Genomic DNA, 22,063 nt, shown 5'->3' with positions numbered 1-22,063 from the left:
TCAGGGTCGGGCCAACTCCCGCACCGCCTCGTCGAGCCGCCGCCGGTCGTCACGGCGTACGACGGCCTCGACCACCTCGATCGCGGACGGCGGCGTCGCCAGCACCTGGTCGAGGGCGTCGCGGTCGGTGACGCGGGTGTGCGGGGTGCCGGTGGCGGCGCAGAGCGCGGCGAGGTCCACGCCGTGCGGGGTGCCGAACAGCCGGTCGAAGGAGGCCGCGTGCGCGTCGGCGCCCTGCTCGAGCACCGCGAAGATGCTCCCGCCGTCGTCGTTGACCACCACGAGCGTGAGCGGCGGCCGCTGCTCCTCGGGCCCGAGGACGAGCCCGGTCGTGTCGTGGACGAACGTGACGTCGCCGAGCAGCGCGAGGGAGCGGGTGGAGTACGGCCGGCCGAGCGCGGCACCGACCGCGGAGGAGACGGTGCCGTCGATCCCGGCGAGCCCCCGGTTGGCGACGACCATCCGCCGGTCGCCGACGTCGTAGCGCGGCACCATCAGGTCGAGGTCGCGCACCGGGTTCGACGCGCCGACGTGCAGCAGCCCGCCGGCCGGCAGGGCCCGGGCCACGGCACCGGCCACGTGGTGCGGCGTCAGCGGCGCCCAACCGTCGAGCAGCGCGTCGAGCCGACCGCCGACCTCGGCGTCGCGCTCCCGCCACTCCTCGAACCAGGGGGTGACCCGTCGTTCGGCCGGCTCCGACGGCGGCGCCAGCTCCACGACCCGGCTCACCGCGTGACCCGGGTCCGTCCAGCCGCGGCTCGCTGCTCCGGGCGCGACCGCGGCCACCACCTCGACGTCGGCGCGCGAGAGCAGCCGGGTGACCGGACGGCTCAACGTGGGGTGGCCGCAGACGACGACGCGGTCGACGCGGTCGGCCAGGTCGGTGCCGAGCAGCAGCCGGTAGGTGCGGATCGCGTGGGTGCCGGTCCGGGACCCACTGGTGGGCTCCGCCAGCAACGGCCACCCGCCGACCTCGGCGAGCACCCGGGCCGGCGGGCCGGCGTCGTCCCCGGCCACCACCACGGTCCGGCTGTCGTCGACCAGCCCCTCCCACCCGTCGGCGGCCGCCGCCTCCGGGGTGGCCGTCCAGGGGCGGTCATCGGGCCGTCCGGCGACCGGCGTCGACCAGCCGTCCGTGACGTCCGGGACGAGCGGGCCGTCGAACTGGAGGTTCAGGTGCACCGGTCCCCGCGAGCCCACCGCGGTCGCGGCGGCCAGCGCGCGGGCGACCAGCCCTCGCCACCCCCGGAGCTGGGGCTCCTCGCGGACCCCGGGAGCCCCGGCCGGCACGTCCGCGAACGCCCGGACCGCCCCTCCGAAGAGCTTCACCTGGTCGGTCGTCTGGTTGGCGCCGGTGCCGCGCAGGGACGCTGGCCTGTCGGCGGTGACGAGCACGATCGGCACGCCGGCGTGGGAGGCCTCGAGCACCGCGGGGTGCAGGTTCGCGACCGCCGTACCGCTCGTCGTGACGACCGCGACCGGACGCCGCGAGGTCCGAGCGATGCCGAGCGCGAGGAAGCCGGCGGTGCGCTCGTCGATCCGGGTGTGCAACGTCAGTCGACCTGCGGCCGCGGCGTCGTGGACCGCGAAGGCGAGTGCGGCCGACCGCGACCCCGGGCTGAGCACGACGTGCGCGACCCCGCCACGGACCAGCTCGTCGACCACGGTGGTGGCGAGCGCCGTCGCGGCGTTGGCGGGCACGGCGCTCCCGGGGTCGGTCACAGCCCCCGATCCTGCCTGATCGCGGCCAGCCGCGCCGCCCAGTGCGCCTGCCGCTCCGGTGCCGCGGCGACCGCACGGAGACGTCCGGCGTCCACGTCAGGGCGTACGACGGGCAGGTGCCCGTCGACCGGCAGCAGCGGCTCGGCCACCACGTCGGCGGTCAGCAGCCGGACCGTGGCCAGCCCGCACGCGTGGTCGAGCGACGGGAGGGCCGCCGCGAGGGCCACTCCCGCGGCGATCCCCACGCTGGTCTCCAGCGCGCTGGAGACGACCACAGGGAGCCCGATGTCCTCCGCGATCCGCAGGCAGGAACGCACCCCGCCGAGCGGCTGCACCTTGAGCACCGCGACGTCGGCCGCCTCGAGGTCGCGCACCCGGTAGGGATCCTCCGCCCGGCGGATCGACTCGTCCGCGGCGATCGGCACGTCGACACGGCGGCGGACCGACGCGAGCTCCTCGACGGTGGCGCACGGCTGCTCGGCGTACTCCAGGCCGCCGGCGGCGCGGTCCAGCAGCCGCAGGGCCGTGACCGCCTCCCCGACCGTCCAGGCACCGTTGGCGTCGACGCGCACCTTGCCGGCCGGCCCCAGCGCGTCGCGGACCGCCTCCAGCCGGGCCTCGTCCTCGGCCGTGGACTGGCCGGGCTCGGCGACCTTCACCTTCGCGGTGGCGCAGCCCGAGCCCGCGACGATCCGGTGGGCGTCCTCCGGGCCGACGGCGGGGACGGTCACGTTGACCGGCACCCGGTCGCGCAGCGGCGCGGGCCACCCCTCGTCGGCGGCCTCGAGGGCGGCGGCGAGCCAGGGGGCGGCGACGCGGGCGTCGTACTCGAGGAAGGGGCTGAACTCGCCCCACCCGACGTTGCCGCGCAGCAGCATCCCCTCGCGGACCGTGATGCCGCGGAACCGGGTGCGCATCGGGATCGACCAGACGTGCTCAGCCACGCGCCGCGACCTCCTCCACCCGCAGCCGGTCCACCTTCCCGTTGGGCAGCAGCGGCAGGGCGTCGACGCGGACCAGGCCGCGGGGGGCCCAGGCTCGCGGCGTGACGAGGTCGCGCAGCTCGTCGAGCGAGGGCACCGGGTCGGCGACCACGACCGCGACCACGCGGCTCCCCCACTCCGGGTCGGGCACGCCGACGACGTGCGCGTCCTCGACGGCCGGGTGCGCGCGGAGCATGCGGGCGACCGCCGGCGTCGGCACGTTGACGCCGCCGCTGATCACCACGTCGTCGACCCGGCCGAGCACCTCGAGCCGGCCGTCGTCGGTGATCCGGCCCAGGTCGGCGGTCCGGAGCCAGCCGTCGACGAGCACCTCGGCGGTGCGGTCGGGCTCACCGTCGTACCCGTCGAAGAGCACGGCCCCGCCGACCAGCACCTGGCCGTCGTCGTCGATCCGGAGCCGGACGCCGTCGAGCGGGCGGCCGTCGTACACGCAGCCGCCGCAGGTCTCCGACATCCCGTAGCTCTGCACGACGCGGACCCCGCGCTCCTCCGCCGCCCGCCGGACCTGCGGGTCGAGCGGCCCGCCGCCGACGAGCACGGTGTCGAACCGGGTGAGCGCATCGGTGACCTGCTCGTCGCGGAGCGCCCGCACCAGCTGGGTGGGGACCATCGAGAGGTAGCACCGCTCCGCCGTCACGGCCTCGGCTGCGGCGACGGGGCCGCCCGCGACGACCGGGTCCAACCCGGCGACCACCGACCGGAAGAGCACCTGGACGCCGGCGACGTGGTGCGCGGGCAGGTCGAGGACCCACTGGCCCGGACCACCGAGCCGTTCGTGGGTCGCCGCGACCGAGGCCAGCATCGCGGCGCGGGAGAGCACGACCCGCTTGGGGCGTCCCGTGGAGCCGGAGGTCTCGATGACGAGCGGGGCCGGGTCGTCGGCGTCGCGCCAGCCGCGGAGCAGGTCGAGCAGCTCCTCCGCGGTCCCCCGGACGGGACGCAGGCCGGCTTCGCTCACCGGTCCACCGTATGCGGCGAGCGCTCCGGGCGAGCGGGCCGGTCGGACGTGCAGCTCTACCTCCGTCCAGGCTCTCCGGGGCCCTTCGCCGGGGAGCTGCCCGTCCGGGTGGCCCCACCGTCTGGAGCCCGGCGCCGGGTGGCAGGATCGTGCCCCGTGGCAACCGCAGCGCAGTGGGTCGAGGGCGCCCGTCCGAGGACCCTTCCGGCGGCGGTCGCGCCGGTGCTCGCCGGCACGGGCGTCGCGGCCCACCTGGACCAGGCGGTCTGGTGGAAGGCGGTGCTCGCCGGCGTCGTCGCGCTGGCGCTGCAGGTCGGCGTGAACTACGCCAACGACTACTCCGACGGCATCCGTGGCACCGACGCCGACCGGGTCGGCCCGCTCCGTCTCGTCGGCTCCGGGGTCGCCGCCCCGGGCGCGGTCAAGCGGGCGGCGTTCGCGGCGTTCGGCGTCGCTGCCGTCGCGGGGCTGGTGCTCGCCGCGACGACGGCGTGGTGGCTGGTGGCCGTCGGGGCGGTGTGCGTCGTGGCGGCGTGGTTCTACACCGGCGGGTCGAAGCCCTACGGGTACCTCGGGCTCGGCGAGGTGATGGTCTTCGTGTTCTTCGGGCTGGTCGCGGTCGTCGGCACGACGTACGTCCAGACCGAGTCGTGGCCGCCCGCGGCCGTCTACGCCGCTGTCGGGATCGGCGCCATCGCGTGCGCGCTCCTGGTGGCGAACAACCTGCGCGACATCCCCACGGACGAGGTGGCCGGCAAGCGGACCCTCGCGGTGCTGCTGGGCGACGGCCGGACCCGCGCGCTGTTCGTGGTGCTGCTGGGGGCGGCCGTCGTGGCGCTCGTCGGTGTCGCACTCGAGACGACCTGGTGGGCACTGCTCGCGCTGGCCGCCGCGCTGCCCGGGAGCCGGGCCGCCCGGATCGTCGCCCGGGGGACGAAGGGGCGCGGGCTGGTGCCGGTCCTGCAGCTCACCGGGACCGCCGAGCTGTTCTACGGCGTGGGGATGTTCGTCGGGCTGCTGGTCGGGCGCTGACCCGGGATCACTCGGGAGGCTGCTGCTGCGCGGTCGACATCCGGTCGGCGCGGGAGACGACCTTGTCCGCGAACCGCTCGCGCAGCCCCCGGAGCATGAACGTCGACAGCACCGTCGACAGCACCGCCGCGACCAGCAGCGGCCAGAGCACGGGGAGCCCGCCGTCGGTCACCAACGAGGCCACGCCGAGCACCACGACGTAGCAGGTGGCGAACAGCCCGAACCGCGCCGCGGTGTACGTCCAGAACTCCTTCACCCCACCACCATAGGCAGCCCGACCGACCGCACCGCAGACACCCTGGTCCGGGCGACCTACAGTGGAGGCGTGCTCAAGTTCCTGCTCGTGGTCCTGCTCATCGCAGTGATCATCTACGCGCTCACCAACCGGGTGATGGGCGCTCAGGAGCGCAAGCGGTCCGGTCACCCCTCGCAGGGTCCCCGGCTCAGGCGCCCCCGCAGCGGCCCTCCGCCCCGTCAGGTGGCCCCCGACGACGACGAGGACTTCCTCCGCTGGCTCGAGCGGAAGCGCCGCAAGGACCTCCCCGACCAGTGATCCGTCGTTGAGCCGCCCTTCGTGGCGCGCTCGACCGCGCCACGAAGGGCGGCTCAACCGCGTTCCGCGCGCCACGAGGGGCGGCTCAACACCCGGGTCCGCTCAGGCGTACGAGCGGGTCCGCTCAGGCGTACGAGCGGGTCCGCTCAGGCGTACGAGCGGGTCCGCTCAGGCGTACGAGCGGGTCCGCTCAGGCGTAGCTGTGCTGGGAAGAGGCGCCGAAGAAGAAGTTGATCCCGACGAAGTTGAACAGCAGCGTCGCGAAGCCGATCAGCGCGATGATCGCGGCCGCCTTGCCCTTCCAGCCGGCGGTGGCCCGGGCGTGGAGGTACGCCGCGTAGATCACCCAGGTGATGAACGCCCAGACCTCCTTGGGGTCCCAGTTCCAGTAGGAGCCCCAGGCGTACTCGGCCCAGATCGGGCCGGCGATGAGGGCCGCGAAGGTCCACAGCGGGAACCCGACGGCGTGCAGCCGGTAGGAGAGCCGGTCGAGGGCGTCGGAGCTCGGGAACATCTCGAGCAGCCCGTGCAGCCGCGTGCTGCCTCGCCTCTCGACGCCGGCCTTGAGCAGGAACACCCCGGCGGTGAGGGCTCCGACCGCGAAGGCGCCGGTCGCGAGGATGGCGGCACCGACGTGGATGACGAGCCAGTAGGAGTGCAGGGCGGGGACCAGCGGCCCGGCCTCCTGCTCCAGTGTGAGGTTCGCCAGCATCAGCACCACGACGAGGAACGTGGTGACGAAGAGCCCCATCCACCGCAGCCGCATCCTCGGCAGCAGCGCGAGGTAGATCGCGGCGACGCCGAGGGCGCCGGTCAAGGTGAACTCGTACATGTTCCCCCACGGCACCCGCCACGGGTCGCTGGCGAACGACCGCGCGACGACCCCGGCGGCGAGCAGCAGCGTGCCGACGACGGTCAGCGCGACGCCGATCCGCCCGGCGGTCTCGATGCGCACCGAGCGCTGGTCGTCCTCGGGGGACGCCGTCGAGGACGCAGCGGCCGGCGCGCCCGCGCCAACGGGCACGGCGGTCTCCACCGCGGACCGCACCGCAGCCGGGCGGGCCAGCGTGGCCGCCCACTCGACCACGTGGCCGAGCGTCGCGAGCACGTAGACGATGCCCGCGAACATCACGGCGTTGTCGCTGAACGAGGCGAATTGCTCGGTGGTCACCGGTCGGCCTTCCTGTCGTCCTCGGGTGCCGGGTCCTCCGGCAGCGTAGCCGTGGCGCTCCGGCCGGAGATCGCGGCGGCCAGCTCGCGGACCTCGTCGTCGAGCCCCTCGCCGGCGGTGGTGCGGTCGAGGCCGGCCACCTCGACGTACGTGCGGCCGTCGCGCTCGACCACGCGCACCCAGGCGCGGCGGCGACGGACGAAGAGCGACCCCATCAGCCCGACCAGCGCCAGCACGACGCCGGTCAGCGCGATCCCCTTGCCCGGGGTGTGGCTGACCTGGAGCTTGACCCACCGCTTCCAGCCGTCGAGCCGGATCGCGCCGAGGTCGTCGGGGAGGGTCACCTTCTTGCCGGGGGCCATGTCGGCGCGGAACATGCCGCCGTCGTCCTTCTCGAACCGCTCCATGGCGTCGGTGTCGAGGTCGTAGACCGACTGCGGCTCGCCCGCGTCGATCCCGAGGTCGCCGTGGTAGGCGAGCAGGGAGACCGCGGGGTTGAGCGCGTCGGGGAAGACCGAGAACGGGCCGCGCTCCATCGTGAAGGAGTACGTCGGATAGAACATCCCGTCGAAGCCGAGCTGCTCGGGCTGGGCTCCGGTGACCTTCACGACGCCGAACGACGCGAAGCTGGAGTCCTGCGGCAGGAACGGGACCGCGCCGCGGTAGGCGACGTCGCCGGTGCCGTCCCAGACGGTGAACTCGGGCGCGTAGCCGTGGCCGACGAGGAAGACGCTCATCCCGTCGAGCAGCAGCGGCTGGTTGACCTCGAGGTGGTAGTCCTGCGGCTCGTCGCCCGGGGTCTCGACGTAGGTGAGGTCGGCGCCGAAGTCGACGGGCTGGCCCTGTTGCGGCCCCTCGGTGAGGAACTCCGCCTCGAAGTCGTCGACGGTGAACGACACCGGCGGCAGGTCGTCGGGGTCGAAGAAGGTCCCGGGGGCGAACTCGTCGTACTGCGTGAGCGAGTTGGAGAACCCGTTGCCCACCAGGACGATCGCCCCGCCCTTGTAGCCGAACAGCTGGCCGTAGGCGAACCCGACGAGCACCACGATCACCGAGACGTGGAAGAGCAGGTTGCCGGCCTCGCGCAGGTAGCCGCGCTCGCCGGAGAGCGAGCCGTCGCCGGTCGACACCCGGTAGCGCCGCCCGCGCAGCGCGGTCCGCGCACGCTCGAGGACCACGTCGGGTGCGTCGCCGCTCTCCACCGAGGTGTACGCCGGGAGGCGGCCGAGGTTCCTCGGGGCCGGCGGAGGGGCGGTCCTCAGGGCACGGAGGTAGACCGCGGTGCGCGGGAGGATGCAGCCGACCAGCGACACCATCAGCAGCAGGTAGATCGCGCTGAACCACGGGGAGTCGTAGACCGAGAAGAGGTCGAGCTTCTCGTAGACCGTCGCGAGGTCGGGGTGGTCCTGCTTCCACCGGGCGACGTCGACCGGCGCGACGTCGCTCTGCGGGACGACCGAGCCGGGGATGGAGGCGAGCGCGAGCAGCAGGAGGAGCAGCAGCGCCGTCCGCATCGAGGTCAGCTGTCGCCAGGCCCAGCGGAGCAGCTCGCGCGGCGAGAGCGCGGGGGGCTGCGGCGGGCCCGCGGCGGCCGGCGCCTTCTCGGTGACGGCCATCAGACGGGCGCCTCGAAGCCGACGATCCAGCCGCGGAGCTCGGCGACCCAGAGCTCCCACCAGCCGGTGAGCAGCAGCAGCCCGACGGCGACCAGCATCGCGCCGCCGAACCGGGTCACCCAGACCTGGTGGCGGCGCACCCAGCGGACCGCGCCGAGCATCCGGCGGTAGGCGAGGCCGAGGAGGATGAACGGGATCCCCAGCCCGAGCGAGTAGGCCACGCTGAGCACGGCCCCGCGCCCCGCGGTGGCCTCGGTGTAGGCGAGCCCCTGCACCGCGGTCAGCGTCGGGCCGAGGCAGGGGGTCCAGCCGATCGCGAACAGCATGCCGAGAAGCGGCGCGGCGGCCAGTCCGACCGCCGGGAGCCGGTGCACCCGCACGTCGCGCTGGAGGAACGGGATCCAGCCGAGCGCCCCCATGAAGACCAGCCCGACGACCACGGTGACGCCGCCGAGGACGACCGAGATCTCGCGCTTGTACTCCCACAGCCACTCCCCCAGCGCGCCGGAGAGGGTGCCGAGCACGACGAACCAGACCGTGAACCCCAGGACGAACAGGAAGGTGCCGGCGAGCATCCGGCCGCGGCGGGCGGTCTCGAGGTCGGCGCCGGAGAGCCCGGTGGCGTAGGAGACGTAGCCGGGGAGCAGCGGGACGACGCACGGCGAGAAGAACGAGACCAGCCCGGCGGCCGCGGCCACCGGGAGCGCGAGCAGCATGGTTCCCGAGGTGACCTGCTCGACGAACCAGTCGGAGAGGTTCACGACTTCTCCCGGTCCGACGACACCTCGTGGCCGAGCACGTCCTCCACCACGCCGTACAACGTGGAGCGGCCGATCTTGTCGAGCGCGCGGCCGGCGACCCGGCCCTCGGCGTCGATGAAGACGAAGCTCGGCACGGTCTGGGGCGGGAGCGTGCCGTGGAAGGCGAGCAGCGTGCGCCCGTCGGGGTCGTGGATGCTGTCGTAGGGGATGCCGAAGTCGTCGACGAACTGCTGCGCCTCGGTGACGTTGGGGTCGCGGGAGTTGATCCCGAGGAAGACGACGCCGTCGTCCTCGAGGTCCTTCGCCGCCTCCGCGAGCAGCGGTGCCTCGGCGCGGCAAGGGGCGCACCAGGAGCCCCAGACCGGCATCACGACGACCTTGCCGAGGTGGTCGGAGAGGGCGACCTCCTCGCCGTCGAGGCTCTCGCCCGCCACCTCGGTCTTCGGGGCCTTCCGGTCGGCCTCGTCGAGCACGGTGACCTTGCCGTCACCGCTGACGAACCCCTGGTCGCCCGCGCTCAGCCCGGAGCCGCTCGAGCAGCCCGAAGCCAGGACGGCCAGGGCGGCGACGAGCACGGCGGCGCGGAACCGCGGGCGGAGCTGCACGGGGATCACTCTCGGGTGGCGGCGGACGCGTCCTGCTCCGGGGCGCCGCCGGCGGAGAACGGGGCGTTGCGGGCCTTGACGGGGATCAGGTCGGCCGCCGGCTCCGAGTAGGACAGCGACACCAGCCGCTCCCCCTCGAAGGTGAAGGAGGTGAGCGAGCACAGCGTGCAGCGGCGGCGGCGCGGGTCGTGGACGAACGAGCGACGCTCGGCGTGGGACCGGGTGATCCAGATCGGGAGCTGGTGCGAGACGACGACGGCCTCGTGGCCCTCGGCGGCCCGCCGCGCGTCGTTGACCGCCGACATCATCCGGGCGACCACCTGCTTGTAGGGCTCCCCCCAGGAGGGACGCCACGGGTTCCACAGGTAGCGCCAGGACGACGGCTTGCGGAGCACGCTGCCGCCGACGGTGAACCGCTTGCCCTCGAACTTGCTGCTCGACTCGATCACCCGCGCGTCGGTCACGATCTCCAGCCCGAGCTTCTCGGCGAGCGGCTGTGCGGTCTGCTGGGCGCGCTCGAGCGGCGAGGACCAGACCTGGACGATGTCGCGGTCGGCGATGGTGTCGGCGACCCGGCGCGCCATCGCGTGACCCAGGTCGGAGAGGAGGAACCCGGGCATCCGGCCGTAGAGGATGCCGGTCGGGTTGTGCACCTCGCCGTGGCGGAGCAGGTGGACGGTCGTGGTGGTCACTCGGCGCCTCCCGCGGCGGCTGCGGCCCGCGCGGCGGCGGGCAGGGCGGACAGCACGCGGTCCACCGCCCGGTCGTCGTGCGCGGCCGAGACGAACCACGCCTCGAAGGTGCTCGGCGGCAGGTGGACGCCGTGGTCGAGCATCGCGTGGAAGAACGCGCCGTAGCGGTCGGTGCGCTGGCGCGAGGCGTCGGCGAAGTCGCGGACCCGGGTCGGGCCGTCGTCCTCGGTGAAGAAGACGCTGAACATCGTGCCGTCGTGCTGCACGACGTGGGGCACGCCGGCCTCGGCCAGCGCCGCGGACGCCGCCTCGCGGATCGCGAGGGAGACCTTGTCGAGGTGCGCGTAGACGTCGTCGGTGGCGAGCCGCAGCGTGGTCAGCCCGGCGGTCGCGGCGACCGGGTTCCCCGACAACGTGCCGGCCTGGTAGACCGCGCCCTGCGGGGCGAGGTGGGCCATCACGTCGGCCCGGCCGCCGAAGGCCGCCGCCGGGAAGCCGCCGCCCATCACCTTGCCGAAGGTCATGAGGTCGGGGCGCCACCCCTCCACGGCGCCGTCGAGCCCCCAGCGGCCGGTGCGGGTGACCCGGAAGCCGGTCATCACCTCGTCGCTGACGAACAGCGCACCGTGGCGGGCGCAGGTCTCGGCGAGGAACCGGTTGAAGCCGTCCTCGGGCGGGACCAACCCCATGTTGCCGGGGGCAGCCTCGGTGATCAGGCAGGCGATGCGGTCGCCGTGCTCGGCGAAGGTCGCCTCGACCGCCGTACGGTCGTTGTAGGGCAGCACGAGGGTGTGCGCGGTGAAGTCCTCGGGCACGCCGGGGGTGCCCGGCACCGAGAACGTCGCGAGCCCCGACCCGGCCGCGGCGAGCAGCGAGTCGACGTGGCCGTGGTAGCAGCCGGCGAACTTCACGACGAGGTCGCGCCCGGTGAAGCCGCGGGCGAGCCGGATCGCCGACATCGTCGCCTCGGTGCCCGACGACACCAGCCGCACCGAGTCGACCGGCGTGCGGCCGACGATCTCCTCGGCGAGCTCCACCTCCGCCTGCGTCGGGGTGCCGTACGACGTGCCGCGCGCGGCGGCCTCGGTGACGGCGGCGACCACCTCGGGATGGGCGTGCCCGAGGAGCATCGGCCCCCAGGAGCAGATGAGGTCCACGTACTCGTTGCCGTCGACGTCGGTCAGCCAGGCGCCCCGTGCGGATGCGATGAAGCGAGGGGTGCCGCCCACGGCGTTGAAGGCGCGGACCGGGGAGTTCACCCCGCCGGGGGTCACCGCGTGGGCCCGGGCGAAGAGCTCGGCGGACGCCACGGTCGGGAGCGGGGCTGCGGCGTTCACGACGGCGTCACCGGGGTCATCACCGGGCCATTCTCGCCGACTCGGGCAAGGCGGGCCCACCCGGCCTTGCGCTCGTGACATATGTGGTGAACCGTGTCACATCGATAGGTCGGTGCCCGGGCCCGCACGGTGGGTCGGACCGAAGGCGTAACCAACGTTTACGCGGGTAGTTGTACCCGGGTACGAGGGAGGACGCCCGACTGCCGGGGAGGCAGCGGCCGGGCCGATGAGGGAGAGAACCACAGGGATGACCACCACGCGCCTGACCACGTGGCAGAAGGCGACCGCGCTCGTGCCGCTCGCCGTGCTCTCCGGGGCCTGGACCGCCAGCCTGGCGGTGACCAGCGCGACCGCCGACGACTCCCGCGGGGGCGGCCAGCTCCCCGACGGCACCACCGTCCCCAGCGAGGCGATCGAGGACCCGGCGAGCGTCGCCGCCCCGGGCGAGATCGCCCCGGGCATCCCGAACGGCCAGGCCGACAAGGTCGTGAAGAACGCCTCGACGAACGGCATCCCGTCCGCGGCGCTGGCGGCCTACCAGCGCGCCGCGCAGGTCATCGACTCCGCCGACCCCTCCTGCAACATCGAGTGGCCCCTGATCGCCGCCATCGGCCGCGTCGAGTCCGACCACGGCCGCTACGGCGGCAACACCCTGACCGCCGAAGGCGTCACCGAGCCCGGCATCTACGGCATCGCCCTGGACGGCACCAACGGCACCGCGAAGATCACCGACACCGACGCCGGCCGCTACGACAACGACCAGAGCTACGACCGCGCCGTCGGCCCCATGCAGTTCATCCCCTCCACCTGGGCCGTGGTCGGCGTCGACGGCGACGGCGACGGCCAACGCAACCCCCAGGACATCGACGACGCCGCCCTGGCCACCGCGGTCTACCTCTGCTCCGGCGACGAGGACCTCGCCACCCGCCCCGGCCAGGAAGCCGCGGTCTACCGCTACAACCACAGCGACGACTACGTCCGGCTCGTCCTCTCCATCATGGCCGCCTACGCCGACGGCGACTACAACGCCGTCCCGAACAGCACCTCGGGGTCGACGACCTTCACGCCGTCGTACGGCGACTCGGTGGTCGGCGGCGGCACCAGCGGCTACGAGCCGCCGCGCTCGGGCAAGGACCGCGGCGGCAAGGGCCTCGGCGGCGGCGGTGGCCTCGGTGGCGACCTCGGCGGCAGCACCGGCGGCTCCGGTGGCAGCACCGGCGGCTCCGGTGGCGACACCGGCGGGTCCACCGGTGGGGACACCGGCGGCCTGCCCGGCGGCGGTTCGGGCGGCTCCGGCGGCGACGGCGGCACGGGCGGGGGGACCGACGCCGGCAAGCAGCTCGGCGAGACCGTCAAGAAGGTCACCAAGCCGGTCGAGGACACCGTCAAGGACGTCGGCGAGACCGTCGAGCAGACGCTCGTCACCCTCGCGCAGGCCGAGGCGATGTGCCGCTCGGCGCTGCAGAACCAGTACGGCGCCGCTCCCGGTGCCGCGGTCTCCCAGTGCGCCAACGCGCTGGTCGGCAAGACGGTCGAGGCGGCCGAGGGCGCCGTCGGCGGCGTGGTCGCCGGGCTGAGCGGACTGGTCAAGGGGCTGCTCGGTGGGCTGCTCGGCGGCGGCAAGGGCTGACCCTCCGCCTCCTGGACAGCGCTCGGCCCGGTCACCCACGGTGACCGGGCCGAGCTGCGTCAGGAGCCGCCCGGCGGCCCTCAGCGGTCGAGCAGCGTGGCCGCCTCGGCCGCCCAGTAGGTCAGCACGATGTCCGCGCCGGCGCGCCGGATGCTGGTGAGCGTCTCGAGGATCGCGGCCTCGCGGTCGATCCAGCCGTTCGCCGCGGCGGCCTCGACCATGGAGTACTCCCCCGAGATGTTGTACGCCGCGACGGGGACCCGGACCGCGTCCCGGACCTCCCGGAGCACGTCGAGGTAGGCCAGCGCCGGCTTCACCATCACCATGTCGGCGCCCTCCTCGACGTCGAGGAGGGCCTCCCGCACCCCCTCGAGGCGGTTCCGGGAGTCCTGCTGGTAGGTGCGCCGGTCGCCCTGGAGCGAGGAGTCGACGGCCTCCCGGAAGGGGCCGTAGAACGCGGAGGCGTACTTGGCGGAGTAGGCGAGCACGGCCACGTCGGTGTGCCCGGCGGTGTCGAGCGCGTCGCGGATCGCCGCGACCTGGCCGTCCATCATCCCGCTGGGCCCGAGCACGTCGGCCCCGGCCTCGGCCTGGGCGACGGCCATCCGGCGGTAGACCGCCAGCGTCGCGTCGTTGTCCACCGAGCCGTCCTCGGCGAGGACGCCGCAGTGGCCGTGGTCGGTGAACTCGTCGAGGCAGAGGTCGGCCATCACCGGCAGCGCGTCGCCGACCTCGGCGGCCACGTCGGCGATCGCGACGTTGAGCACGCCCTGCGGGTCGCACCCGGCGGAGCCGGTGGCGTCCTTGGTCTCCGGCACCCCGAAGAGCATGATCCCGCCGATCCCGAGCTGCGCCGCCTCCGCCGCGGCCTTCCGCAGCGAGTCACGGGTGTGCTGGACGACCCCCGGCATGCTGCCGATCGGCACCGGCTCGGTCGCGCCCTCGCGGACGAAGACCGGCAGCACCAGCTGGCGCGGCTCGAGCGTCGTCTCGGCGACGAGGTCGCGCAGCGCCTTGGTGCGCCGCAGCCGGCGGGGACGGACGACGGGGCCGTCCACCGTCACTTCGCCCTGCGGCGGGCGGCGGGGCGACGCTCCGACGGCTTGGTCACCGGCTGGCCGGCCTCGATCATCGCGGCCCGCTGGGCAGCGCCGTGGTCGGCGAGCGCGTCGGCGAGCACCTCGACCGACGGGCTCGGCGCGAGCACGTCGACCCGGAGCCCGTGCTCCTCGGCGGTCTTCGCGGTGGCCGGGCCGATGACGGCGATCACCGTCGAGGCGTGCGGCTTGCCGGCGATCCCGACGAGGTTGCGCACCGTCGAGGACGAGGTGAAGACGACCGCGTCGAACTTGCCGGTCTTGATCGCCTCGCGGACCGGCGCCGGCGGCGGGGCGGCCCGGACGGTGCGGTACGCCGTCACGTCGTCGACCTCCCAGCCGAGCTCGAGGAGCCCGGCGACGAGGGTCTCGGTGGCGATGTCGGCGCGCGGGAGGAAGACCCGGTTGATCGGGTCGAGCACCTCGTCGTACTCGGGCCAGTCCTCGAGCAGGCCGCGCGCGGACTGCTCGCCGGAGGGCACCAGGTCGGCACGGAGCCCCCACTCGGCGAGGCAGGCGGCGGTCTTCTCGCCGACCGCGGCGATCTTGAGCCCGGAGAACGCGCGGGCGTCGAGGCCGTACTCCTCGAACTTCTCCTTGACCGCCTTCACCGCGTTGACCGAGGTGAACGCGATCCATTCGTAACGCCCCTCGACCAGGCCGCGGACCGCCTTGTCCATCTGCTGCGGGTTCCGGGGCGGCTCGACGGAGATCGTGGGGACCTCCTCCGGCACCGCGCCGTACGACCGCAGCCGCGCCGACAGCGAGCCGGCCTGCTCCTTGGTGCGCGGCACCAGGACCCGCCAGCCGAAGAGCGGCTTGGTCTCGAACCAGGAGAGCGTCTCGCGCATCCCCACCACGTCGCCGATGACGGTGACGGCCGGGGCGGCCATGCCGGCGCGCTTGGCGTCGTCGGCGATGTCGGTGAGCGTGGAGACCACGGTGAACTGCTCGGTGGTCGCCCCCATCCGGGTCATCGCGACCGGGGTGTCGGTCGCCCGGCCCGCGTCGACCAGCGCCGCGGCCACGTCGGCGATGCAGTCGGCGGCGCCGAGGAGCACGAGGGTCTTGCCGCCGGCGTACTGCCGCCAGTCGACCTTGAGGTCCGCGCACGACACGACGGCGACCTCACGGTCGCTCTTCGCGGTCAGCGGGATGCCGGCGTAGGCCGGCACCGAGGTGGCCGACGAGACGCCCGGCACGATCTCGAACGCGAGCCCCGCCTTGACGCACGCCTGGGCCTCCTGCGGCCCGGAGGCGAACAGGAACGGGTCGTCGGCCATCAACCGCACCACCCGCCGACCGGTCTTCGCCTGCTTGACGACGACCTTGGCGCGGGCGGCGTGGGTCAGCGGCTGGCCGTCGGTCCCGAAGCCGCCGTCGACGAGCTCGGCCTCGGGCAGCCCGGCGCGGACCTGGCGCGCCAGGTCCGCATGTGCCGGCACCTCGGTGACCACCACCTCGGCGGCGCGGATCAGCTCGACCGCGCGCACCGTCAGCAGGTCCGGGTCCCCCGGACCGGTGCCGACGAACGCGACCTGTCCCGCCGGCCTGGCCGAGCCGGGGGTCGTCGCGTCGGTCGTGGTCGCCTTGCTCTGGGAGGTCTTGCTCACGTCTGCCTTCTTGCTGATTGCGGATGGCTCGGGCTGTGCGGGCGGCGGGTGCGGCCACCGAGGGTGCGGGGCTCGGTCAGGTCACGGGCGGCGCCCCCAGGAGGGAGGCGGCGCCGAGCTCGAGCATCTCGGCGGCGAGGGCGTGGCCCACCGCGTCGGCGTCGCCGGGCGGACCGCTGGCGGAGCGCCGGACGGTGAGGGCGCCGTCGAGCGAGAGCGCGAGCGCGCGCACCCACAGCTCCTCACCATCGTCGCCCTCGACGATCTCCGCAAGCGCGCCCACCGGCGCGCTGCAGCCGGCCTCGAGCTCCGCCAGCACGCGCCGCTCGGCGGTCACCGCGGCGCGGGTGGCCGGGTCGTCGAGCGCGGCGGCGACCTGCGCCACCAGCTCGGTGTCGCCGGCCCGGCACTCGACGGCGAGCGCTCCCTGGCCCGGGGCGGGCAGCATCTGCAGCGGGTCGAGGACCTCGGTGACCTCGTCGAGCCGCCCGATGCGGGACAGCCCGGCGCGGGCGAGCACGACGGCGTCGAGCTCGCCGGAGCGCACCTTGCCGATGCGGGTGTCCACGTTGCCGCGGACCCCCACGACGTCGAGGCCGAGGCCGAGCGCGTGCAGCTGGGAGGCACGGCGCGGCGAGCCGGTGCCGACCCGGGAGCCCGGGGGCAGCTCGCCCAGCGTCAGCCCGTCCCGGGCCACGACGACGTCGCGCGGGTCCTCGCGGAGCGGCACCGCGGCGAGCGTGATGTCGTCGGGCTGGGTGACCGGCAGGTCCTTCAGCGAGTGCACCGCGACGTCCACCTCCCCGCGGAGCAGCGCGTCGCGCAGCGCTCCGACGAAGACCCCCGCGCCGCCCATCGAGGCGAGCGGGGCTCGGGTGACGTCACCCTCGGTGGTGACGTCCACCAGGGTCGTACGACGGTCCAGGGCCGCGGCCAGCGCGTCGGCGACGTGGCCGGACTGGGTGCGGGCGAGCACCGAGGCGCGGGTGCCCACCCGCAGCGTGGCGGCGTCGGCGGTGACGGTCACCGTTCCACCCCCTCGGCGCGGGTCACGGCGTCGACGGCCTGCTGGTCGAGGGCGAAGAGCTCGGCGAGCGCCGCGGCGTAGGACACCGCTCCGGTGGTGTTCGCCAGCTCCTTCACACGCACCGTCGGCTGGTGCATCAGCTTGTCGGCGACCCGGCGCACGGTCAGCTCGAGCTCGGCGCGCACCTCGGGGTCGAGCTGCGGGAGCCGGCTGGCGAGCCGCTCGAGCTCGGCGTCGACGACACCGGTCGCCATCGTGCGCAGCGCGACCACCGTGGGGGTCACGCTGGCGAGGCGGCGCGCGTCGAGGAAGGCCTGGATCTCCTCGCGGACGATCCGGCGCACGCCCGCGACGTCGGAGACCTGCTGCTCGTCGTCGCCGGCCAGCTCCTCGGCGAGGCGGCGCAACCCGATCAGCAGCACGCCGGGGAGCTCCTCGACCGACGGCTCGACGTCGTGCGGCAGCGCGAGGTCGACCAGAGCCAGCGGGGTCGCCACCCCGTCGCGGGCCTCCCGGACCAGGTCGGCGGTGACCACGAGCCCGACCGCGCCGGTGCACGAGACCACGAGGTCGGCCTGGGCCACCTCGGTCGCCAGCGAACCCAGCGGCGCGGTCCTGCCGCCCTGGGCGACGGCGAGGCGGGCGGCCTTCTCGGGGGTGCGGTTGAGCACGACGAGGTCGCCCACGCCGGCGCGGCGGAGGGAGGCGGCGGCGAGCGAGGCCATCGAGCCGGCCCCGACGACGACCGCCCGCTTGCCGCGCAGCGGCCCGACGTGGCCCTCCGCTCGGCTGAGCGACACCGAGACCAGCGAGGGCGCCGCGCGGTCGATGTCGGTCTCGGCGTGGGTGCGCTTGGCGACGCGCAACGACTGCTGGAACGCCGCGTTGAGCGCCGGGCCGACGGTGCCGAGCTCCTGGCCGAGGCGCAGCGCCTCGCGGGTCTGGCCGAGGATCTGCCCCTCGCCGACGACCATCGAGTCGAGCCCGGCCGCCACGTGGAAGAGGTGCGAGACCGCGCCGTCGTCGTAGTGGACGTAGAGGTGCGGGATCACCGACTCGCTCGGCTGCTCGGCGAGCTCGCAGAGGTGCTGGGTGATCGCCTCGACGCTGCCGTGGAACCGGTCCACCTCGGTGTAGATCTCGATCCGGTTGCACGTGGCGAGGACCGCCGCCTCCTGCACGTGGTCGGTGAGGTGGACGGCGTGCAGCAGCTTCTCGACGCGCGGCGGGTCGAGCGCCAGCTTCTCGAGCAGCTCGACGGGCGCGGTGCGGTGGGAGACGCCGACGACCAGGACGCTCATGCGGTCACCCCGCCCTCGATCGGCTGGACCAGCGCCTTGCGCTGCTCGTGGTAGGCGAGGATCTGCAGCTCGATCGACAGGTCGACCTTCCGCACGTCCACGCCGGGCGGCACCGACAGCACGGCCGGTGCGAAGTTCAGGATGCTGGTCACCCCGGCGGCGACCAACCGGTCGCAGACCGCCTGGGCAGCGGCGGCCGGGGTGGCGATGATGCCGATCGCGACGTTCTCCTCGCGGACGATCCGCTCGAGGTCGTCGTGGCCGCGGATGGCGAGGCCGCCGACCTCCTCGTCGACCCGGTCGGGGTCGCTGTCGAGGAGCGCGACGATGCGGAACCCGCGGGTGGTGAACCCGGAGTAGTTCGCCAGCGCGTGGCCGAGGTTGCCGATCCCGACGATGACGACGGGGAGGTCCTCGGTCACGCCGATCTCACGGGCGATCTGGTAGCGGAGGTACTCCACGTCGTACCCGACCCCGCGGGTGCCGTAGGAGCCGAGGTAGGAGAGGTCCTTGCGGAGCTTGGAGCTGTTCACGCCGGCGGCCGCCGCGAGCTCCTCGCTGGAGCAGGTGGCGATGCCGCGCTCGGCGAGCGCCACGAGCGCGCGGAGGTAGACCGGGAGCCGGGCCACGGTGGCCTCGGGGATCCCTCGCGGAGCCGCACCGTCGACCCCACGAGCCGGCGTCGTCGTGGGGAGGCCGGGGGCGTTCCCGTTCGCCGTGCGTGCTGGACTCACGATGCTCCTGCCTGGCTTCGCTCAGCCCCGCCGGCGGGCCGCAGCGCCGGGGCCGACAACCCACAATAGGAGCTTGTGAACGTGAGAACAAAATCGTCCGGAAGGCAAGCCAGAGGCGGTGACACCGGTCACAGGTGAGCCGTGACGAGAGTCCCGATCCGGGCTCAACCGGGGCCGGACGAACGGCGTCCCAGCCGCCACCGGCCGGTCCGCCGCTCACCCGCGCTGCTCTCCGGAGGGCGGAGCGCGGCCGTGAGCCGGGCGGCGTCGACGCGCCAGAAGTCGTGCTGCCGGCCGTCGACGAAGGTCACCGGCACCTCCTCGCCGAACCGGCTCTCCAGCGCCGGGTCGGTGGTGATGTCGACCTCGACCCAGCGCTCGCCGAGCCCGTCGCACACCGCGGTCACGACCTCGCGGGCGTCGTCGCACAGGTGGCACCCCGGGCGGCCGTAGAGGACCACCCGAGGCTCGTCGGTCGGCTGCCCGGTGGACTGGCCGGTCGGGTGCCCCGTCACTCCAGCAGCTCCGTCCACCCGCGGCGCAGCGCGGTCCGCAGCCGGCCCTTGGCGATCTTGCCGGTGGCGGTGTGCGGGAGCGCGTCGACGACCTCGATCCGGGCCGGGTGCTTGAACCGGGCGAGCCGTCGGGCGCACGCGTCGGCCACCCGGGACCGCAGGTCGGCCTGCTCCTCCGCGCCGGAGACGTCGGTCCGCAGGTACGCGACGACGGCCTCGCCGGTCTCCTCGTCGGGGACGCCGACGACCGCCGCCTCGAGCACCCCGTCGACGTCGAGGAGCACCTCCTCGACCTCGCTCGGGTAGACGTTGAACCCCGACACCACGACGATCTCGCGGAGCCGGTCGACGAGGAACAGGTCGCCGTCCGCGTCGAGGTACCCGACGTCGCCGGTGGCGTGCCAGCCGTCCACCGGGGCGCCGGCGCCGTCCGGCCAGTAGCCGTCGAAGAGGTTGTCGCCCTTCACCCAGATCTCGCCGGCGTCCTCGCCTGCCGGCGGTCGGCCGTTCTCGTCCACCAGCGTGAGGGAGACGCCGGGCACCGCCCGTCCGACCGAGCCGCGCTTCGGGGTGCCCGGGCCGGCGACGAGCGTCGAGGTGACGACCGGCGCAGCCTCGGTGAGCCCGTATCCCTGGTGGACGGTGATCCCCCACCGCTCCTGCAGCTCGTCGACCACCTCCGGGGCGAGCGGCGCGGAGCCGGAGAGCAGCGTGCGCACGCCGGAGAGCCGCTCACCGAGGCCCTCGACCCGGCGCCAGTGGGCGAGGACGGCGGGCGCCACGGGCAGCACCGTGACGCCGTGCTCCTGCACCTCCCGCAGCGACCGCTCGGGGTCGAAGCCGTCGACCAGCACGAGCGTGGCCCGGCGGTGGACGACCGGCCCGAGGACCGCGTTGAGCCCGAAGACGTGGAACAGCGGGAGCACGCCGTACACCACGTCGTCGGGGCCGACCACGGGCGGCTCGATCGCGCCGACCTGCTCGATGTTCGCGATCAGGGCGCGGTGGCTGAGCATCGCGGCGCGCGGCCTCGCGGAGGCGCCGGAGGTGTAGAGCAGGACGGCGAGCGACTCGGGGTCGTGGGCCGGCGGCAGCGGCGGCTCGTCCGGGGCGGGTGCGAGCAGCTCCTCGAAGCCGCACTCCCCCGGCTCCGGGATCGCGTCGACGGTGACCAGCCGCGGCACGACGGTGCGGCCGCGGACCTCCTCGTCGGCGTGGTCGCGGGCGTCGGCGATGCCGGCGAGGACCGACCGCGCCGCCTCGACCGTGGCGCCGTCCGCGACCACGAGCCGGGCGCCGGAGTCGGTGACGGCGGTGAGCAGCTCGCCGGTCGCCGCCCGGGGGTTGACCGGCACGGCGACGAGGTTCGCGCGCAGTGCGCCGAAGTACGCGACCACGAGCTCGGGGCGGTTGCCGGTCACCAGGACCACGCGGTTGCCGGCGACGAGGCCGAGCCTGCCGAACCCCTGCGCCGCACGGTCGACAGCCGCGTCGAGCTCGCTCCAGGTGTACGACGCCCCGGTCGCCGGGACCACCAGTGCACGGCCGTCGGGTGCCTCCTCGGCGGCGCGACCGAGGAGCTCGGCGAGGTTCGCGGTCACGCTCGTGAGTCTGGCACAGCAGGGTGGACCCCCCACTAGGCTGGCGGCGTGACTTCGGGACACGCGGGGGCCGCCCGACGGCGCCGTGAGGAGCGGCGGGACCTGCGGCGCAGGTCGACGCTCGCCGGGGAGGCGGCGTTCGCCGTCCGCGAGGTCGAGAGCTCGCTCGAGCCGCCCGCCGACCCCACCGCCGCGGCGTTCTTCGACGTCGACAACACGATCATCCAGGGCGCCTCGATCTTCCACCTCGCCCGCGGGCTCCACCGCCGGCACTTCTTCACCACCCGCGACATCCTCGGCGCGGCGTGGAAGCAGGCGTACTTCCGCGTGGTCGGTGTCGAGGACCCCGAGCACGTCGCCGAGGCGCGGGCCTCCGCGCTGGCGTTCATCGCGGGCCACCGGGTCGAGGAGCTGCAGGAGATCGGCGAGGAGATCTTCGACGAGACGATGGCCGAGCGGATCTGGCCGGGCACCCGGGCGCTGGCCCAGATGCACCTCGACCAGGGGCAGCGGGTCTGGCTGGTGACCGCGGCCCCGATCGAGATCGCCACCACGATCGCCCGCCGGCTCGGCCTCACCGGGGCGCTCGGGACCGTCGCCGAGCACGTCGACGGCGTCTACACCGGGCGGCTCGTCGGCGACCTGCTGCACGGCCCGGCGAAGGCCGTCGCGGTCAAGGCGCTGGCCGAGGAGGAGGGGCTCGACCTGAGCCGGTGCGCGGCCTACTCCGACTCCTACAACGACCTCCCGATGCTCAACCTCGTCGGCGACCCGTGCGTGATCAACCCCGACTCCCGGCTGCGCGACCACGCCAGGCAGCAAGGGTGGCGGATCCGCGACTACCGCACCGGCCGCAAGGCCGCCCGGGTCGGGATGGCGTCGGCGGCGGTCGCCGGCGCGGTGACCGGCAGCGTGGCGGCGGGGGTCGCGCTCCGGCGGCGCGCCCGGTAGTCCCTTCGGGCGGTGGGACGAACGGGACGAAGCAGCGGATTCCCCCGTTTCCCGGTCTGGTCATCGAGGGTTCTTCCACAGAGCACTAGGTCCCGAGCCGGACCTCGGTTTACAGTCGTGGTTACTCGGTGGTTGGGCTAGGG

At 74.3% G+C, this 22,063-nt stretch carries 21 protein-coding genes; 4 read left to right on the top strand and 17 right to left on the bottom strand.

Features of this window, described 5'->3' with window-relative positions:
• The 3 genes from menD to FIP57_RS13835 are packed head-to-tail and all read right to left on the bottom strand — an operon-like array spanning position 1 to position 3,684.
• A complete protein-coding gene (gene menD / locus FIP57_RS13845) occupies positions 1 to 1,722 on the bottom strand; it encodes a 2-succinyl-5-enolpyruvyl-6-hydroxy-3-cyclohexene-1-carboxylic-acid synthase (RefSeq protein WP_238993451.1) in 1,722 nt (573 codons plus the stop codon).
• A complete protein-coding gene (locus tag FIP57_RS13840) occupies positions 1,719 to 2,666 on the bottom strand; it encodes an o-succinylbenzoate synthase (RefSeq protein ID WP_148574018.1) in 948 nt (315 codons plus the stop codon). The genes menD and FIP57_RS13840 overlap by 4 nt, the downstream gene beginning before the upstream one ends.
• Positions 2,659 to 3,684: an AMP-binding protein gene (locus tag FIP57_RS13835; RefSeq protein WP_148574017.1), complete on the bottom strand. Its 1,026-nt coding sequence runs from the start codon at positions 3,682 to 3,684 to the stop codon at positions 2,659 to 2,661. The genes FIP57_RS13840 and FIP57_RS13835 overlap by 8 nt, the downstream gene beginning before the upstream one ends.
• A 156-nt stretch (positions 3,685 to 3,840) precedes the next feature.
• Between FIP57_RS13835 and FIP57_RS13830 the strand changes: the two genes are divergently transcribed.
• On the top strand, positions 3,841 to 4,716 hold the full coding sequence (locus tag FIP57_RS13830) for a 1,4-dihydroxy-2-naphthoate polyprenyltransferase (protein ID WP_148574016.1): 876 nt from the start codon (positions 3,841 to 3,843) through the stop codon (positions 4,714 to 4,716).
• 7 nt (positions 4,717 to 4,723) lie between these two features.
• Here the strand turns inward: FIP57_RS13830 and FIP57_RS23260 are convergent, their stop codons facing one another.
• Positions 4,724 to 4,972 (bottom strand): DUF4229 domain-containing protein, encoded by a 249-nt coding sequence (locus FIP57_RS23260; protein WP_162529810.1) that lies wholly within the window; start codon positions 4,970 to 4,972, stop codon positions 4,724 to 4,726.
• Between the two features lie 69 nt (positions 4,973 to 5,041).
• Between FIP57_RS23260 and FIP57_RS23255 the strand changes: the two genes are divergently transcribed.
• Entirely contained in the window at positions 5,042 to 5,269 is a 228-nt protein-coding gene (locus tag FIP57_RS23255) for a hypothetical protein (RefSeq protein WP_162529809.1), read from the top strand.
• Positions 5,270 to 5,459: 190 nt separating this feature from the next.
• Here the strand turns inward: FIP57_RS23255 and ccsB are convergent, their stop codons facing one another.
• From ccsB to hemL, 6 genes are read right to left on the bottom strand one after another with little or no spacing between them, the layout of a single operon-like run.
• Positions 5,460 to 6,440, bottom strand: a complete 981-nt coding sequence (gene ccsB / locus FIP57_RS13820) for a c-type cytochrome biogenesis protein CcsB (protein WP_148574014.1) — start codon at positions 6,438 to 6,440, stop codon at positions 5,460 to 5,462.
• Positions 6,437 to 8,056: a cytochrome c biogenesis protein ResB gene (gene resB / locus FIP57_RS13815; RefSeq protein ID WP_148574013.1), complete on the bottom strand. Its 1,620-nt coding sequence runs from the start codon at positions 8,054 to 8,056 to the stop codon at positions 6,437 to 6,439. The genes ccsB and resB overlap by 4 nt, the downstream gene beginning before the upstream one ends.
• On the bottom strand, positions 8,056 to 8,772 hold the full coding sequence (locus FIP57_RS13810) for a cytochrome c biogenesis CcdA family protein (protein WP_148574219.1): 717 nt from the start codon (positions 8,770 to 8,772) through the stop codon (positions 8,056 to 8,058). Before FIP57_RS13810 ends, resB begins: the two co-directional genes overlap by 1 nt.
• A 41-nt stretch (positions 8,773 to 8,813) precedes the next feature.
• Positions 8,814 to 9,422: a TlpA disulfide reductase family protein gene (locus FIP57_RS13805; protein WP_162529808.1), complete on the bottom strand. Its 609-nt coding sequence runs from the start codon at positions 9,420 to 9,422 to the stop codon at positions 8,814 to 8,816.
• Between the two features lie 5 nt (positions 9,423 to 9,427).
• Positions 9,428 to 10,114, bottom strand: coding sequence for a histidine phosphatase family protein (locus FIP57_RS13800; RefSeq protein WP_148574011.1), 687 nt, complete (start codon positions 10,112 to 10,114; stop codon positions 9,428 to 9,430).
• The gene (gene hemL / locus FIP57_RS13795; RefSeq protein WP_238993450.1) at positions 10,111 to 11,451 is read right to left on the bottom strand and encodes a glutamate-1-semialdehyde 2,1-aminomutase; all 1,341 of its coding nucleotides are present in this window, start codon (positions 11,449 to 11,451) and stop codon (positions 10,111 to 10,113) included. Before hemL ends, FIP57_RS13800 begins: the two co-directional genes overlap by 4 nt.
• Before the next feature lie 247 nt (positions 11,452 to 11,698).
• On the opposite strand from hemL, the gene FIP57_RS13790 reads away from it, so the two are divergent.
• A complete protein-coding gene (locus tag FIP57_RS13790; RefSeq protein ID WP_148574009.1) occupies positions 11,699 to 13,081 on the top strand; it encodes a lytic transglycosylase domain-containing protein in 1,383 nt (460 codons plus the stop codon).
• 80 nt (positions 13,082 to 13,161) lie between these two features.
• Here FIP57_RS13790 and hemB read toward each other — a convergent pair whose 3' ends face one another.
• The 7 genes from hemB to FIP57_RS13755 form a co-directional block, all read right to left on the bottom strand.
• Positions 13,162 to 14,139, bottom strand: coding sequence for a porphobilinogen synthase (gene hemB / locus FIP57_RS24060; RefSeq protein ID WP_148574008.1), 978 nt, complete (start codon positions 14,137 to 14,139; stop codon positions 13,162 to 13,164).
• 2 nt (positions 14,140 to 14,141) lie between these two features.
• Positions 14,142 to 15,791 (bottom strand): bifunctional uroporphyrinogen-III C-methyltransferase/uroporphyrinogen-III synthase, encoded by a 1,650-nt coding sequence (locus FIP57_RS24055; RefSeq protein ID WP_148574007.1) that lies wholly within the window; start codon positions 15,789 to 15,791, stop codon positions 14,142 to 14,144.
• Positions 15,792 to 15,867: 76 nt separating this feature from the next.
• Entirely contained in the window at positions 15,868 to 16,818 is a 951-nt protein-coding gene (hemC, locus tag FIP57_RS13775) for a hydroxymethylbilane synthase (RefSeq protein WP_238993449.1), read from the bottom strand.
• On the bottom strand, positions 16,815 to 18,119 hold the full coding sequence (locus FIP57_RS13770) for a glutamyl-tRNA reductase (protein ID WP_148574006.1): 1,305 nt from the start codon (positions 18,117 to 18,119) through the stop codon (positions 16,815 to 16,817). The genes hemC and FIP57_RS13770 overlap by 4 nt, the downstream gene beginning before the upstream one ends.
• Complete coding sequence (locus FIP57_RS13765; protein ID WP_148574005.1) at positions 18,116 to 18,853, bottom strand: redox-sensing transcriptional repressor Rex; 738 nt, start codon at positions 18,851 to 18,853, stop codon at positions 18,116 to 18,118. The genes FIP57_RS13770 and FIP57_RS13765 overlap by 4 nt, the downstream gene beginning before the upstream one ends.
• A gap of 164 nt (positions 18,854 to 19,017) precedes the next feature.
• A complete protein-coding gene (locus FIP57_RS24445) occupies positions 19,018 to 19,368 on the bottom strand; it encodes a glutaredoxin family protein (RefSeq protein WP_148574004.1) in 351 nt (116 codons plus the stop codon).
• The gene (locus FIP57_RS13755) at positions 19,365 to 20,969 is read right to left on the bottom strand and encodes a class I adenylate-forming enzyme family protein (RefSeq protein WP_203231214.1); all 1,605 of its coding nucleotides are present in this window, start codon (positions 20,967 to 20,969) and stop codon (positions 19,365 to 19,367) included. Before FIP57_RS13755 ends, FIP57_RS24445 begins: the two co-directional genes overlap by 4 nt.
• A 48-nt stretch (positions 20,970 to 21,017) precedes the next feature.
• Between FIP57_RS13755 and FIP57_RS13750 the strand changes: the two genes are divergently transcribed.
• Positions 21,018 to 21,920, top strand: coding sequence for an HAD family hydrolase (locus FIP57_RS13750; protein ID WP_148574002.1), 903 nt, complete (start codon positions 21,018 to 21,020; stop codon positions 21,918 to 21,920).
• Positions 21,921 to 22,063 lie beyond the last annotated feature (143 nt).

Source organism: Nocardioides caldifontis (genome assembly GCF_008087345.1).
GTDB lineage: Bacteria > Actinomycetota > Actinomycetes > Propionibacteriales > Nocardioidaceae > Marmoricola_A > Marmoricola_A caldifontis.
Note: the sequence above shows the minus strand (reverse complement) of the source record. Positions and strands in the feature narration are given on the sequence as shown.

Coding starts and splice junctions, on each gene's coding strand:
- FIP57_RS13770 (WP_148574006.1), bottom strand. CDS start 18,119: ATGAGCGTCCTGGTCGTCGGCGTCTCCCACCGCACCGCGCCCGTCGAG.
- FIP57_RS13790 (WP_148574009.1), top strand. CDS start 11,699: ATGACCACCACGCGCCTGACCACGTGGCAGAAGGCGACCGCGCTCGTG.
- FIP57_RS13810 (WP_148574219.1), bottom strand. CDS start 8,772: ATGCTGCTCGCGCTCCCGGTGGCCGCGGCCGCCGGGCTGGTCTCGTTC.
- resB (WP_148574013.1), bottom strand. CDS start 8,056: ATGGCCGTCACCGAGAAGGCGCCGGCCGCCGCGGGCCCGCCGCAGCCC.